Below are 13,820 nucleotides of genomic sequence, written 5' to 3' on the forward strand. Positions count from 1 at the left end.
GGTCAGCCCACCAATCCGGTCATGACGGAGACGGGGACGGAGACGAATCCCACGAAGAGGACGAGGGCCAGCAGGTTGGCGGCGGCCTTGAGCACCCGGTCGCGACGGGCGTTGCCCGCGCCGAGGGTCTGGGCGGCGCTCCAGAAGCCGTGCCGGACGTGGAGGGCGAGGGCGGTCATCGCGGTGATGTAGATGACGTTGCCGTACCAGGTGGAGAAGGTCGCGACGACGTTCTCGTACGGATGCCCCTCCAGCGCCCGCTCGTTGACCGTGAGCGTGGTCAGGTCGAGGATGTGCCAGACGATGAACAGGCCGAGGATCACCCCGCCCCAGCGCATGGTGCGGGTCGCGTAGCTCGCCCGGCGCCGCTTGTGGGCGTACTTGACGGGGCGCGCCTTGATGTCGCGGCGGCTCAGCTGGTAGGCGGAGACGGCATGCGCGACGACGGCGGCGACCAGGATGATCCGGGCGATCCACAGTCCCCAGTGGCTGTGCAGGACGGGCGCGCCCATGTGGCGCAGCCAGGCCGCGTAACCGTTGAACTCCTCGGCCCCGAAGAAGATCTTCAGATTGCCGAACATGTGGACGACGAGGTACGCGAGCATGATCAGCCCGGACACCGCCATCACGGTCTTCTTGCCGACGGAGGAGTCCCAGAGCGTGCGCGTGATGGACGGCCGTCGGCCCGTCCGCGTTGCCAGAGCCATGCGTCAGACGTTAGGGACCAAAGGCCTCAAAGGTCCAAGACATGATGAGGCTCATCTTCATAGGTCTTGGCTATGGGGTGGTCTAAGCTGGAGCGATGCAATTCCAGCAGCTCGTGTACTTCGTGGCCGTGGCCGAGACCCGGCACTTCACGCGGGCGGCGGAGCGGGTGCACGTCGCCCAGCCGTCGCTCTCTCAGCAGATCAAGGCGCTGGAGCGGGAGCTGGGGGCGGAGCTGTTCAGCCGGGCCCGGGGGAACATCACGCTCACCGAGGCCGGCGAGACCCTGCTGCCCCTGGCGCGGCGGATCCTGGCGGACGCGGACACGGCGCGGCTGGAGGTGCAGGAACTGGCGCAGCTGCGGCGCGGGCGCGTGCGGCTGGGGGCCACGCCCAGCGTGTGCACGGGCCTGCTGCCGGACGTCCTGCGCGCCTTCCACACGGCCCACCCGGGGATCGAGCTGCTGATCGAGGAGAGCGGCTCGCTGGACCTCGTCCGCGAACTGGCGCGCGGCGCGCTGGACCTGGCCCTCGTCACCCTGCCGCTGCCGCCGTCGGCGCCCGCGCTCACGACCGTGGAGCTGCTGACGGAGGACCTGGTGGTGATCTCCTCGGCGGATCTGCCGCCGCCGGGCGACGGCGGGCCGCTGCGCATCCGGGATCTGCGGGAGGAGCCGATGGTGATGTTCCGCCACGGCTACGACCTGCGGGAACTGACGGTGGCGGCGTGCCGGGCCGAGGGGTTCGAGCCGGTGTTCACGGTGGAGGGCGGGGAGATGGACGCGGTGCTCGGCTTCGTCCGGGCCGGGCTGGGGCTCGCGGTCGTCCCGGCGATGGTGGTCGACCACGCGGGGCAGGGGCTGCGCACCACTCCCCTGGCGGGCTCGCCGCTGCGCCGCACGATCGCCCTGGCCCACCGCACGGACGTGGCCCCGCCCCGCGCGGCCCGGGAGCTGAAGCGAATCCTGGTGGGGTGAAGCGGACGGGGGTGGGCGAAGCGGATGCGGGCGGGTGGGTGGGCGGGCGGGTGGGTAGGCGGGTGGTGGGTGGGTGAAGCGGATCGGGGCCGCGGGGCGGAAAACGGGCTGCTCAGGGCCCGTTCGCACCCGTAGTGTCCCGGCATGAGCACTCCCGCATATCCCCCCAAGCCCATACCGGGCGACCGCATCGCGGTCATCTCCCCCTCCGCCGGACTGCCCGGAATCCTGCCGCTCCCCTACGAGTTGGGGCTGGCGCGACTGCGGGAGGAGTTCGCGCTGGAGCCGGTGGAATATCCCGCGAGCCGGAAGATGGGATCCACACCCCGGGAACGCGCCGACGACATCCACGCCGCGTTCGCCGACCCCACGGTCAAGGCGGTCATGGCGAGCATCGGGGGCGATGACCAGCTCACCGTCCTCCCCCTGCTGGACCGGGAGTTGATCCGGGCCAACCCGAAGCCGTTCTTCGGGTTCAGCGACAACACCTGCCTGCTGCTGTTCCTGCGGAACCTCGGCATCGTGGCCTATCACGGCGCGTGCGTCATGACGGAGCTCGGGCGGCCGTACGCGCTCCACCCCGTGACCGCCGCTTCGATCCGCGCGGCCCTCTTCACCTCGGGCCCCTACGAGATCCGGGCCGCCGAACGGTTCCGGGACACCGACCGCGACTGGGCCGACCCCGCCACCTTCGACACCGAACCCGACTCGCGGGCCGGGGACGGCTGGCTCTGGCACCAGCCGGACCGGGTGGCCGAGGGGCGCGCCTGGGGCGGCAACCTGGAGATCCTCTCCTGGCTGCTGATGGCCGACCGGGAGGTCGCGTCGGCGCCGGAAGCGGTGCGGGGCGGCGTGCTGTTCCTGGAGACCTCCGAGGAGATGCCCCGGGCCGAGGAGGTCTTCCGGATCCTGCGCAACATGGGCGAGCGGGGGCTGCTCTCGAGCGCCTCGGCCCTGCTCATGGGCCGTACGAAGGCCTGGTCCTTCGACCAGCCGAACGACATCGAAGGCAGGCTGCGCTACGCCGAGGAGCAGCGGGAGGCGGTGCTGCGGGCGCTGAAGATCTACGCCCCGGACCTGATGGCCGTCTTCGACGTGGACCTCGGGCACACCGACCCGCAGGTGGTGATTCCGTACGGCGGCATGGTGCGGGTGGACGGTCCCGCGCGGCGGATCACCGTGACCTACTGACCGGCGCCCCGGCGGGCCCTGGACACCGCCGGGCACGTCACGGGCGGGGGCCATGGGCAGCGAGACCGCGGGCGGGGCAATCAGGGGCGGGGCGGTCGTGAGCAGGGCGATCGCGGTCGGGGAGGGATCTGTCCAACCCCTCGGCCAGCATGGCGAAGACGGTGTCGGCATCGGCCATCGCGGCCTCCTGCGCCTCGGCCGCGCTCTGCCCGGCGTCCATGCGGCGCCAGTTCTCGCGCCCCAGCTCATGCCGGGCGGTCACCAGATACAGGGCGGCCATCCGGGCCGGCAGCGACGGCGCCTCCCCGGACCCCTCCTTCTCCTCGGCTTCCGCTTCCGCTTCCCCTCCCGTTCGTGCCTTCGCTTCCCCCTCGAGTACGGCGGCGAGCAGGTCCACCTCCCGCGCGGTGTAGTGCGCCAAGCGCGATTCGAGGCTGGCGGTGGAGTAGAGCAGCCGCTGGAACACGATGACGTTCGGGTGATCGCAGAGGCCGGTGATGGGGTCGTGGGCGGCGAGGGAGGCCATGAAGTCGGCATGCAGGGCCTGGACCGGCGTCTGCCCGGCGGGGCGCTCGCGCACGACGCGCGCCGCCTCGTCCTGGTGGTCGGCGAACCGGTCCAGCAGGAGGTCCTCCTTGCTCGGGAAATACCGGAACAGGGTGGGTTTGGAGACTTCCGCGGCGGCGGCGACGTCCGCGACCGAGACGGCGTCGAAGCCGCGCTCGAGGAAGAGCTCCAGCGCGGTCGAAGCCAGCCGCTGTCGCGTGCGCTGCTTCTTGGTCTCGCGGAGCCCGGTGGCGCCGGTCGCGGGAGGGGTGGCGTGTTCGGTGATGTGTTCCATGCCGACACCTTAGCACATATTTCGTGACCGAGTTAGTTTTGTAACTTGGTTGCTTTTTCGTCGCGGAAGGGCTTCACTGGATACACGAGCCGAACGGAGGAACCTGTGATGACGGACGTACTGATCGTGGGCGCCGGACCGACCGGTCTCACCCTCGCCTGTGACCTGGTCCGCCGCGGCGGCGTGCGGGTGCGGGTGATCGACCGGCGGTCGGCGCCGCACCGCGAGTCCCGGGGCAAATCCCTCGCCCCCGGCAGCCTGGAGGTCTTCGAGACGCTCGAGGTGGCCGGGCGCATGAGGGCGACGGGCAGCATGGGGCTGGTCTTCCGCAAGTACTTCGACGGGGAGCGCATCAAGGACACCCCCATGGACTCCCCGCTCTTCATGGGGCAGTGGCAGATCGAGGAGATCCTGCGCGGCCGGCTGGCCGAATCCGGTGTCCGCGTCGAATACGCGGCCCAGGTCGAGGCGATGGAGCAGGACGCGGACGGGGTGCGGGTGGCCCTCGCGGACGGGCGGACCCTGCGGGCGGCCTATCTGGCCGGCTGCGACGGAGGGCGCAGCACCGTCCGCGGTCTGCTCGGCATCCGCTTCGACGGACACACCGACGGCGAGCAGGCGATGGTGGTCGCGGACGTGTCGGCGGCGGGACTGAGCCGGGCGTACTGGCACCAGTGGTTCACCTCGGACGGTGGCGCCGTGATGCTCTGCCCGCTGCCGGGGACGCCGGCTTTCCAGTTGCAGGCCTCCCCTGAGACGAACGACGGGGGTGAGCGGGTGGCGCCCTCGCTGGAGAGCTTCCAGCGGATCTTCGACCGGCACGCCCGGATGCCGGGCATACGGCTGACCGAGCCGACGTGGCTCTCGACCTGGCGGGTCAACGTGCGCATGGCCGACCGGATACGGAGGGGCCGCTGCTTCCTCGCCGGAGACGCGGCCCACGTCCACCCGATCGCGGGCGGCCTGGGCATCAACGCCGGTGTCGAGGACGCGGCGGCCCTCGGCCGAGCCCTCGCCGAGACCCTCGCGAGCCGGGGCGGAGAGCACGCCCTGGAGGCCTACGAAGCCGAACGCCTCCCGGCCGCCGCCCGCTTGCTGGCCGACACCTCGGCCCGCCAGGAGCGCGTCCGGACAGCGGTCCAGGAGCCCGGCCGGGGCGTGGAGACCGGCCTGACCTGACCCGGGCGCCGGGCGAAGGCGAGGGCGAGGGCGACCAGGCGTCGCGGGCAGCCGGGTCCTACCGGGTCACACCGGGTCCGGCAGCTCCCTGAGGGCGAGTTCGGCCGGGTCGGTCACCGCGGTGATCCCGGCGATCCCGGCGATCCCGGTGCTCCCGGTGCTCCCGGTGATCCCGGTGATCCCGGTGATCCCGGTGATGCGGGCGTCGGTGACGGCGAAGGCGAGCCGGGACAGCGGGGCACCGTCCTCGTGTCAGGCGATGGCGCCGGGGCGCCTGTTGACGGTCGCCGCATGCGGGCGTGCCGCGCCGCCGGCCACTCGGGCGCGGCCAGCGACCTCGGGTGGCCCCGATCGTGCACACCGTCCGCCGGGGAGCAGCCGCTCGAACCGGCCCTCCGGGACCGGATCGGCGGGCTGGGGGAACCGTCGGCGTCGGCTCCGCCGCTTGGCCCCGGCTGCCGACAGCAGCAGGGGCCGGGGACGGGGTCAGGGGGCCGGGGTTCCGGTCAGGGGGCGGGGGGCCGGGTTGGGGGCGGCGTCGCGGAGGGAGAGGGCGTGGATGCGGTCCGGGGCGCCGGGGCGGGCGTAGTACCAGCCCTGGGCCGTGTCGCAGCCCAGGGCGCGGAGCTGGGCCGCCTGGACGCCGGTTTCGACGCCCTCGACCGTCACGGCGAGTTCGAGGCTGTGGGCCAGGGCGACGATGCCCTCCACGATCTTGACGTCGACCGGATTGGCCGGCTCCTGCTGCATGCCCTGGGTGAACGAGCGGTCCAGTTTCAGGACGCTCACCGGGAGGCGGCGCAGGTTCGCCAGGTTGGAGTAGCCCGTGCCGAAGTCGTCGAGCGCGATGTCCACGCCGAGGGCGGCGAGCCGCCGCAGCGGTTCGAGGAGTTCGTCGTCGGCGCCGATCAGGGCCGACTCGGTGACCTCCAGGCACAGCGCGCCCGGCGCCAGGCCGGAGTTCTCCAGGACGGCCACGGTGTCGGCGACGAGGCCCGGGTGGTGGAGCTGGGTCGGCGAGAGGTTCACGTTGATCCGCAGGGCGGAACCGCCCAGCTCGCGCTGCCAGGTGCGGGCCTGCCGGACCGCTTCCTCCAGCACCCAGCGCCCGAGCGGCACGATCAGGCCGGTCCGTTCGGCGAGCGGGATGAACCGGTCCGGTCCGAGCACCCCGTACTGGGGGTGCGACCAGCGCACGAGCGCCTCGGCGCCGTGCACGCTGCCGTCGTGCATGTGCACCAGCGGCTGGTACTCGATGAAGAACTCGCCGCGCTCCAGGGCCGCCGGCAGGGCGTTGGTCAGACCGTGGCGGGTGATCGCGCGCGCGTCCGCCTCCTCGTCGGCGAACTCGAAGCGGTTGCCCCCGGCCGCCTTCGCGCGGTACATCGTGATGTCGGCGCTGCGCAGCACCTCGGCCGCGGTCCGCGAGCCCGCCGGGCCCTCCACGATGCCGATGCTGCCCCGGACCGTCAGCTCCCGGCCCTCGAGCCGGATCGGGGTGGCCAGGGCCGACAGGATGCGCATCGCCAGGTCGGTCACCTTCTGCTCGGTCTCCGGGCCCGTGGTCAGCGCCACGAACTCGTCGCCGCCCAGCCGGGCGACGACCTCGCCGGGCCCGGTCGCACAGCTCTGCAGCCGGTCCGCGACCTCCACCAGCAGCCGGTCGCCCGCCGAGTGGCCGAGGCTGTCGTTGACGGTCTTGAACCCGTCGAGGTCGAGGTAGCACAGGCCGAAGCGGCTGCCCCCGGCCCCGCCCAGGGCCTTCTCGAGCCGTTCGAAGAACAGGGTCCGGTTGGGCAGCCCGGTCAGCGCGTCGTGGGTGGCCTCGTACCGCAGCCGCAGGTTCAGCAGCCGGCGTTCGGTGGTGTCCTCCATCAGGGCCAGCTGGTACTGCGGCGTGCCCTCGGCGTCACGCAGCAGGGACACCGTCAGATTGGTCCACAGGACGGTCCCGTCGTGCCGGTAGTACGGCTTCTCCACGCGGTAGTGCTCGCGCTCGCCCCGCACCAGTTCCCCGTACATCCGCCAGACGTGCGGGGTGTCGTCGGGGTGGCTCCACTCGTTGACGTTGCGGCCCCGGACGTGCCCCTCCAGGCCGCCGAACATCTGCAGCAGCGTGTCGTTGACCTCCAGGACGTTGCCCTGGAGGTCCGCGATGCCGATGCCGACGGCGGCGCCCTCGAAGACCGCGCGGAAGCGCGCCTCGCTGGCGTGCAGGGCCTGCTGGGCGTCGATCCGGGCCGTCAGCGCGGACCGCGCGATGGCCTCCTGCTCCTTGAGCGTGCGCTCCCGCAGGGCGCGCGCGAAACCGGCCGCGATCCCGTGCTGCAGCCGGGCGCACCGGGCCCGGTACTCCTCGGTCTCCTCCACCCCGCCGCGGTCCGGACCGCAGTACAGGACCAGGTACGCCTCGACCACGCCGAGGGTGCCGGCCAGGGCTTCCGGGTCGGTGCAGTGCACGGCGACGAGCTCGGCGCCCACGCGCTGGCCCACGGACGCGTCGAAGGGGCGTGCGTGCAGGGCCTCGGCCAAGGTGCGGGCCAGCGGGACGAGATGGCGTTCGAACTCCACCCGGGTGAGCGAGGTGGCGGTGACCGGGAAGATGGCCCGGCTCCAGATGGTCGCGAACCGCCCGATCCGGTCCTCCCGATCGGCGGGCAGCACGGCCGGGGCCGACGCCGTGCGGGGCGCGGTCGGTGCGGCCGGTGCGGGTGCGCAGGCGCCCGGCGCGCCCTTGCCCACGGGCGCGCCCTTCGCCGCCGCCGTACCGGAGGCGGCCGCTCCCGAAGCGCCCGCTCCTGAAGCGCCCGTTCCCGCCGTGACCGCTGCCGAAGCGGCCGCTCCCGCAGCCGTCGTTCCGGGAGCCGCCGTCGCCGTCTGTGCCGGATGTCTCACGCCTTGCGTCCCACGCCCGCGAAGCCCGAGAACGCGTACGGATCTTCCTGGACCTCGCCGTCCTGCGGACCTTCCGGCCGCCACTCCGGCATCGACACGAGCCCGGGCTCCACCCACTCGAAGCCGTCGAAGAACCGGGCGATCTCCTCGCTGCCGCGCATGACCAGCGGGTTGCGGATGTCCCGGTAGACGCCGACGGCCCCGCCCGCGACCTCCTCGGTCAGCGGAACGCCCTCGTACGAGGCGTGCGTGAGGACCAGCAGGCTGCCGGAGGGCAGCGCGTCGCGCAGCTCGGCGACGGCGGCGTACGGCTCGTCGGCGTCCTCCAGGAAGTGCAGGACGGCCACCAGGAGCAGCGCCACCGGCCGGTCCAGGTCGAGCAGCCGGGTCACCTCGGGGCTCGCCAGGATGTCCGCCGGCTTGCGCAGGTCGGCGGCGGCGATGCCCGCATGTTCGGTGCCGGCCAGGACGGCCTGGCTGTGCGCGACGGCGACCGGGTCGTGGTCGACGTACACGACGCGGGCGTCGGGGCTGGCGGCCTGGGCGATCTCGTGGACGTTGCCGAAGGTGGGGATACCGGACCCGATGTCCAGGAACTGGGTGACGCCCTGGGAGACGGCGTACCGGACGGCGCGGCGCATGAATGCCCGGTTCGCCTGCATGATCTTGGGCAGGCCCGGGATGAATTCCATGGCCCGGCGGGCCGCCTGGCGGTCGACCTCGAAATTGTGCGATCCGCCAAGGTAGTAATCGTAGATGCGGGACACGCTCGGCACCGATATGTCGATGCCTGGCGGGGCCCAGGCGGGTCGCTCCATCGGGGTCTCCAAGCCGTAGTCCGTCGGCGTCCGTGTCTCGGACAGCTGTCCGAGCCGAATGTACTGATCATTGCCCAACCGGGCGAGCAAAAGCGGAAATTGGCGGTCCGTTCTTCGTCACACACCAAACACACCAGGAGCCCCGCGCACGGGGATTGATCGAAACCGACAAATACCTTTTGGGATTTGTCTGACACCTGGTCGGACACGGTCACTCGCTGGCTCAAACCTCTACGGTCCCAACTCCCCCCGTTCGGAGGAACCGAGGCCGGTGCCGGAGTGCGGGAGGGCACGCGGCCCCATGCTCCCCGGGTGAAAAGACCCTGTGCCAGGCGCCTGCTGGCGGTCCCGGTCCTGTTATGGGTGGCGCTGTCCGCCACACCGGCCGTGGCCGATAGCCGTGCCTACGCGATGCCCGGCCCGGACGACGGCCGGACCGTCGTGGAGCTGGTCGCGGCGGCCCGGAGCGGCAGCCTCCGCGTCGGTGACGGGGGTTCCCGGGGTGGCGGACATCACGGCGCCGACCACGACGACGATCACTGGAGCGACCACGGGGGCGGCCACTGCGGAGGCCACCACGGCGGGCGCCACTGCCCGCCCCCGCCCCCGCCCTGTCCGCCACCCCCGCCCCCGCCGTGCCCGACGCCCACACCCACGCCGCCCCCCACCCCTACCCCGACGCCCACGCCGCCCAAGCCGACCCCCACGCCCACCCCGAAGCCCACACCGCCCCCGCCCAAGCCGCCCCCGCCCGAGCCACCTCCACCGGCTCCACCGGCCCCACCGGCCCCACCGGCCCCACCCGCGCCGCCCCTGCGCCGGGCTCCCGCACCGCCGCCCCCGCCCGCCCCGGCGCCCCCGCCGGCCCCCGTGGTGGCGCCGCCCGCGAAGAAGCCGGTGCCCCGGCCCGCTTACCGCACGGAGGCCCGTAAACCGGTGGAGCACCACATCTCACCGGTCACCTTCACCTTGCTCACGGCGGCCCCCGCCGTGCTCGCCATCGTCGCGCTGCGCCCGCGCTGACCCGACCCTGACTCGTTTCCCGTGGGAGTTCCCTTGTCGGAATGGCTCGTCCTGTCCCTCGCGATGGCCGCGGCCTGTGCCGTGGTGCTGTCCATCGCGTCCTTCAACCACCGGCGGATCGGCGAGGACGACGATCCGCACGAAACCCCGGACGTCATCGAATACATGACGATGATGATCGGGGTGATCTACGCGATCGTGCTGGGCCTGGCGATCGCGGGCGTCTGGGAGGGCCGCGGGGCCGCCCAGGAATACGTGCGCCAGGAGGCTCAGGCCCTCCACGAGGTGAGCGTCCGCTCCGAGGTCTATCCCGTGCCGGTGCGCACCCGCATCCGGGCCGATGTCGACGCGTACGTGTCCCATGTGGTCACCAAGGAATGGAAGGAGATGGCCGACAGCGGGGACGTCTCGGGCGAGGGCGTCAAGCTGCTGGAGCGGATCCGCCGGGACGTGACCGATTACGAACCGCAGACCGACCACGAGGGGCAGGCCTACCAGCCGCTGGTGGACCAGGTCGCGGTCGTGGACGACGCCCGCAGCGCGCGTCTGCAGAGCGCCGGGGCCACCATGCCGGGCGTGGTCTGGTTCGGCCTGATCGCGGGGGCGCTGGTGACGGTGGGGCTGATCTTCACCCTGCAGATCCGGCGCTCCTTCCGGGAGCTGCTGCTGGCCGGGCTGTTCAGCGCGCTGATCGCGTTCCTGCTGTTCCTCATCTGGGACTTCGACGCACCGTTCAGCCGGGGGGTCTCGGCCACGGCCGAGCCGTTCTTCCAGCAGTTCGCGCACCTGGGGCTCAGCGGCGACTGACCCGCCGCCGACGGCCCGCCGGACCCCTCACCGGTGCGGGGTCCGGCAAACCGGGGGCGGCCCGTCCGTCCCCGGTTCGGCCCAGCGATATGCCCCATTCGCCCGCTCCTGATCGCGGGTCACCGTGGGCGCACCTAGCGTGTCGGACATCGAGGCGCACGACTCCCACGTGCGGAAACCGTTCCGCGGCTGCTCCTCGGGGATCCGGAGAAGAACATGGGCGCGATACGCACCTCAGCAACCGCTCTCCTCGTCGCCGGGGCCGCGGGCACCGTCCTCGCACTCGGCGCACCGTGCGCCGGCGCGGTGGGGGCCCAGCCGGTCACGTCCTTCGCATTCGCCGCCTCCCCCTCGACGGTCGCGCCCGGCGGTACGGTCGTGCTCTCCGTCAGTGGCTGCACGGCGGCCAGCACCACCGTCTCCTCGGGCATCTTCGACACCGTCAGCGTGCCCAAGGGCAGGACGGTACGGGTCACGGTGGACCGGGACGCCCGGCGCGGGGCCCGCTATTCCGTGAACTTCACCTGCAACAACGAGACCGGCTCCACCGATCTCACCATCGCGGGCGGTACGAGCGCCCCCACCACCCGGTCCACGGCCGCGTCCCGCGCCGTGCGCGGCGGTGTGGGCGGCAGCGTGGCCGGCATGGACGTGGGCGAACTCGCCGCGGGCGCCGGCCTCTTCCTGGCCGCCGCCGCCGCTACCGGGTACGCGATCCGGCGCCGCACGGGCGACCGCGGGCACTGATCCCGCGCGGCCCCGCTCCCCGGCGCACGGCACGTCCCGCACCGACGTGGCCTCCTCCACCGCCACCACCTCCACCGCCGGCTCCACCGCATCGACCGCCGGTTCGCCCCGAGTCCCGGCCAGGACTCGGGGCGAACCGGCGGTTCACGGGCTGATGGCCGGACCGGGGAGGCTGCCGGTCAGACCCGCCCGTGGACGGGGCGGCGGCGGCGCACCACGTGGATGCCCGCGCCGAGGGCCGCGACGCCCACGAGTCCCGCGCCGATGGCGGTCTCGGTGGCGGACGGGCCGATGGAGCCGCCGAGGCCGCCCTGCGCGCCCCGGCCCTCGAGGACGCGGAAGCGGTGGGTGGCGACGAGGCTGTTGTCGTGGCACTTGACCGAGAGGTTCTGGTCTCCGGGCCGGGCGTTGTGACGGATGTGCACGGTGGCGAAGGCGGGGGACCCGCCCGACAGGTTCGCCTGCTCGAAGTTGCCGGGCGACCAGACCGTGCCGCCGCGTTGGCAGCCCTCCGCCTTGACCTCCATCGAGGAGCCCGGGTGCACGGAGTACGGGGAGACCGCTACGTTTCTCGGGCCGCCGCCCGGTCCGCCGCCCGGGCCGCCCGCCGGGCCGCCGGCCGGCTCGTTGCTCGCGAGGGCGAACGGAGCGGCGAGTCCGACGGCGACGAAGGCCGCCGCGGTCATGGTGAGAGCGCGATGAGCACGCATGGTGGAACCTCCAGCGGGAAGCGCCCCGGAGCGGTGGTCGCCCGGGAGCATCGACGAGAACGCCTCCCATGACGAACCCTCGGCCCGCTCCGCAACCAGCGCATTTCGTCGTGCGGCCACCGGGTTGGGCGACACGCCGAGGCGATGACGGCCGATCTGACGGATCCGCAGGTCACGACCCGTCAGGCATTTATGTGACGAATACCTGGATGGGCGCATCCCGTACGGCCCCCCGCCCCCGCCCGGCCGCGGCCCGCCACCCGTTCGCCCTGCCCCCCTCGCCGTCCGCGGCGCACAGCCTTAGCGTGCGTGACGTAGGGCGTACGAAGCAGTGCACACGGGGTGGGACGGAACGCGGGTCGGGACCCCCGCGTCGGGAAGGGAGAACCATGGGCTGGGACGAGACCGTTCCGTCACGAAGACGCTCGCCGTGGGGTGTGCTCGCCCTCGTCATGCTCACGGGCCTCGCCATGGTCCGCAACGGTGCGGAGTTCGCGGAGGGGCCTCCTCAGCCGGCCGCCGCGGCGGCCGTCGGGGTGCGCCCCGAAGCGCCGCAGGCGGCGCCGAGCGCGCCCGCGGCACAGCAGCCGGACCAGATGTCGCAGCAGGTGCCGGAGCAGCTGCCCACGTCGCCGCCGATGCCGCCGCCCGAGCCGCTCGAGCACTCCTCGGTGCAGCGGGTGCGGATTCCGTCGATCAAGGTGGACGCGCCGGTGATGACGGTCGGGCTGGACGCGGCGGGCTGGATCGACGCCCCGCCGCCGCAGGACCCGAACCTGGCGGGCTGGTACCTCAACGGCATCTCGCCCGGCCAGCAGGGCTCGGCGGTGATCGTGGGGCACGTGGACAACGCGAAGGGCCCGGCGGTCTTCTACGGGCTGGGCTCGGTGCGCAAGGGCAACCGCATCGAGGTGCAGCGCTACGACGGGCGCACGGCGGTGTTCGAGGTGTACGGCGTGGAGGTCTTCTCCAAGGACGACTTCCCCGGAGCGCGGGTGTACGGGGACACCGGCGCTCCGGAGCTCCGGGTGATCACCTGCGGTGGCAGCTACTCCAAGGCCCGGGGCTACGACGGCAATGTGGTCGTCTTCGCCCGGATGGTCGAGACGCGCTGAACCGGCCGCCCGCCCGGCTCACCGGGCGGGCGTCGCCCGCGCCCCCGTCCGCGGCCCCACCGAGGGAACGTATCTTCAGTGGGGCCGCAGGCCGGGCAGCGTCATCCGGTAGCCCCGGGAGAGCAGCTGGGGCAGGTACGTGCTCAGCGCTTCGACGCTCTGCGACCGGTTGCCGCCCGCGTCGTGCGAGAGCACGATCACCCCGGGAGCGGCTCCCTTGAGCACCCGCGAGACGATCGTGGAGGTGCCCGGCTCGGTCCAGTCCAGCGAGTCGACGGTCCAGGCCACGGGCTCCATCCCCAGCTCCGCGCCGATCTCGAAGGCGGCCCGGTTCCACGCTCCGTACGGGGCCCGGAACCACTGCGGCGCCTCCCCCGTGGCCTGCTCGACGACCTCGCTCGTGCGGCCGATCTCGGAGGCGAGGTCGGGCCGGGTGAGCTTCGGGATGAGCGGGTGGGTCCAGGTGTGGTTGCCGATGACGTGCCCCTCGGCGACCATCCGGCGCAGCAGGTCCCGGTTGTCGGTGGCCATCTCCCCGCAGACGAAGAACATGGCGCGCACCCCGTAGCGGGCGAGCGTGTCCAGGATCGCGGGCGTGTAGCGGGGGTCGGGGCCGTCGTCGAAGGTGAGCACCATCTGGCTGCCGGCGGGCGGGGCACCGGGCGCGCCGGAGAGTTCCAGGATGGGCCGGGTGCGGACGGCGGGCCTGGCCGGGCGGTACCGGGGCGGGACGTCGGCGGCCATCGGGCTCAGGCGGTACGCCGTCGAGGACGCGCCCTGCCGGTTCAGCGCGGGCGCCCCGGGGGCCCCGGC

At 72.9% G+C, this 13,820-nt stretch carries 13 protein-coding genes; 7 read left to right on the plus strand and 6 right to left on the minus strand.

From position 1 onward, the window contains the following. Window positions 1-2 precede the first annotated feature (2 nt). Window positions 3-707, minus strand: a complete 705-nt coding sequence (locus ABT084_RS24720; protein WP_351047781.1) for a succinate dehydrogenase — start codon at window positions 705-707, stop codon at window positions 3-5. A 95-nt stretch (window positions 708-802) separates the two neighbouring features. On the opposite strand from ABT084_RS24720, the gene ABT084_RS24725 reads away from it, so the two are divergent. Further along, on the plus strand, window positions 803-1,681 hold the full coding sequence (locus ABT084_RS24725; protein ID WP_351047784.1) for a LysR family transcriptional regulator: 879 nt from the start codon (window positions 803-805) through the stop codon (window positions 1,679-1,681). Window positions 1,682-1,825: 144 nt separating this feature from the next. After that, window positions 1,826-2,872 (plus strand): S66 family peptidase, encoded by a 1,047-nt coding sequence (locus ABT084_RS24730; protein WP_351047787.1) that lies wholly within the window; start codon window positions 1,826-1,828, stop codon window positions 2,870-2,872. A 37-nt stretch (window positions 2,873-2,909) separates the two neighbouring features. Here ABT084_RS24730 and ABT084_RS24735 read toward each other — a convergent pair whose 3' ends face one another. Next, window positions 2,910-3,713, minus strand: coding sequence for a TetR/AcrR family transcriptional regulator (locus tag ABT084_RS24735; protein ID WP_351047790.1), 804 nt, complete (start codon window positions 3,711-3,713; stop codon window positions 2,910-2,912). A gap of 108 nt (window positions 3,714-3,821) precedes the next feature. Between ABT084_RS24735 and ABT084_RS24740 the strand changes: the two genes are divergently transcribed. Continuing rightward, on the plus strand, window positions 3,822-4,892 hold the full coding sequence (locus ABT084_RS24740; RefSeq protein ID WP_351047793.1) for an FAD-dependent monooxygenase: 1,071 nt from the start codon (window positions 3,822-3,824) through the stop codon (window positions 4,890-4,892). 486 nt (window positions 4,893-5,378) lie between these two features. Here the strand turns inward: ABT084_RS24740 and ABT084_RS24745 are convergent, their stop codons facing one another. Both ABT084_RS24745 and ABT084_RS24750 read right to left on the minus strand, forming a co-directional pair. After that, entirely contained in the window at window positions 5,379-7,556 is a 2,178-nt protein-coding gene (locus tag ABT084_RS24745) for a putative bifunctional diguanylate cyclase/phosphodiesterase (RefSeq protein ID WP_351047840.1), read from the minus strand. A 227-nt stretch (window positions 7,557-7,783) separates the two neighbouring features. Then, window positions 7,784-8,605 carry an SAM-dependent methyltransferase gene (locus ABT084_RS24750; RefSeq protein ID WP_351047796.1) on the minus strand — a complete coding sequence of 274 codons (822 nt, stop codon included), beginning with the start codon at window positions 8,603-8,605 and terminating at the stop codon, window positions 7,784-7,786. Between the two features lie 897 nt (window positions 8,606-9,502). Here ABT084_RS24750 and ABT084_RS24755 point away from each other — a divergent pair. From ABT084_RS24755 to ABT084_RS24765, 3 genes are all read left to right on the plus strand, one after another. Beyond that, on the plus strand, window positions 9,503-9,628 hold the full coding sequence (locus ABT084_RS24755; RefSeq protein ID WP_351047799.1) for a hypothetical protein: 126 nt from the start codon (window positions 9,503-9,505) through the stop codon (window positions 9,626-9,628). A gap of 33 nt (window positions 9,629-9,661) precedes the next feature. Further along, window positions 9,662-10,435: a bestrophin-like domain gene (locus ABT084_RS24760; RefSeq protein ID WP_351047802.1), complete on the plus strand. Its 774-nt coding sequence runs from the start codon at window positions 9,662-9,664 to the stop codon at window positions 10,433-10,435. Window positions 10,436-10,651: 216 nt separating this feature from the next. Beyond that, window positions 10,652-11,182: a hypothetical protein gene (locus ABT084_RS24765; protein WP_351047804.1), complete on the plus strand. Its 531-nt coding sequence runs from the start codon at window positions 10,652-10,654 to the stop codon at window positions 11,180-11,182. A 179-nt stretch (window positions 11,183-11,361) separates the two neighbouring features. On the opposite strand, the gene ABT084_RS24770 is transcribed toward ABT084_RS24765, so the two are convergent. Then, window positions 11,362-11,892 carry a hypothetical protein gene (locus ABT084_RS24770; RefSeq protein WP_351047806.1) on the minus strand — a complete coding sequence of 177 codons (531 nt, stop codon included), beginning with the start codon at window positions 11,890-11,892 and terminating at the stop codon, window positions 11,362-11,364. 389 nt (window positions 11,893-12,281) lie between these two features. Here ABT084_RS24770 and ABT084_RS24775 point away from each other — a divergent pair, with 389 nt between their 5' ends. Next, window positions 12,282-13,007, plus strand: a complete 726-nt coding sequence (locus ABT084_RS24775) for a class F sortase (RefSeq protein ID WP_351047808.1) — start codon at window positions 12,282-12,284, stop codon at window positions 13,005-13,007. A gap of 75 nt (window positions 13,008-13,082) precedes the next feature. Here ABT084_RS24775 and ABT084_RS24780 read toward each other — a convergent pair. Further along, the coding region (locus ABT084_RS24780) for a polysaccharide deacetylase family protein (protein WP_351047811.1) at window positions 13,083-13,820 on the minus strand (738 nt) is incomplete at its 5' end.

The organism is Streptomyces sp. NPDC002138 (assembly GCF_040296485.1).
Classification (GTDB): Bacteria; Actinomycetota; Actinomycetes; order Streptomycetales; family Streptomycetaceae; genus Streptomyces.

Coding starts and splice junctions, on each gene's coding strand:
- ABT084_RS24735 (WP_351047790.1), bottom strand. CDS start 3,713: ATGGAACACATCACCGAACACGCCACCCCTCCCGCGACCGGCGCCACC.
- ABT084_RS24725 (WP_351047784.1), top strand. CDS start 803: ATGCAATTCCAGCAGCTCGTGTACTTCGTGGCCGTGGCCGAGACCCGG.
- ABT084_RS24730 (WP_351047787.1), top strand. CDS start 1,826: ATGAGCACTCCCGCATATCCCCCCAAGCCCATACCGGGCGACCGCATC.
- ABT084_RS24770 (WP_351047806.1), bottom strand. CDS start 11,892: ATGCGTGCTCATCGCGCTCTCACCATGACCGCGGCGGCCTTCGTCGCC.
- ABT084_RS24750 (WP_351047796.1), bottom strand. CDS start 8,605: ATGGAGCGACCCGCCTGGGCCCCGCCAGGCATCGACATATCGGTGCCG.
- ABT084_RS24720 (WP_351047781.1), bottom strand. CDS start 707: ATGGCTCTGGCAACGCGGACGGGCCGACGGCCGTCCATCACGCGCACG.
- ABT084_RS24775 (WP_351047808.1), top strand. CDS start 12,282: ATGGGCTGGGACGAGACCGTTCCGTCACGAAGACGCTCGCCGTGGGGT.
- ABT084_RS24740 (WP_351047793.1), top strand. CDS start 3,822: ATGACGGACGTACTGATCGTGGGCGCCGGACCGACCGGTCTCACCCTC.
- ABT084_RS24765 (WP_351047804.1), top strand. CDS start 10,652: ATGGGCGCGATACGCACCTCAGCAACCGCTCTCCTCGTCGCCGGGGCC.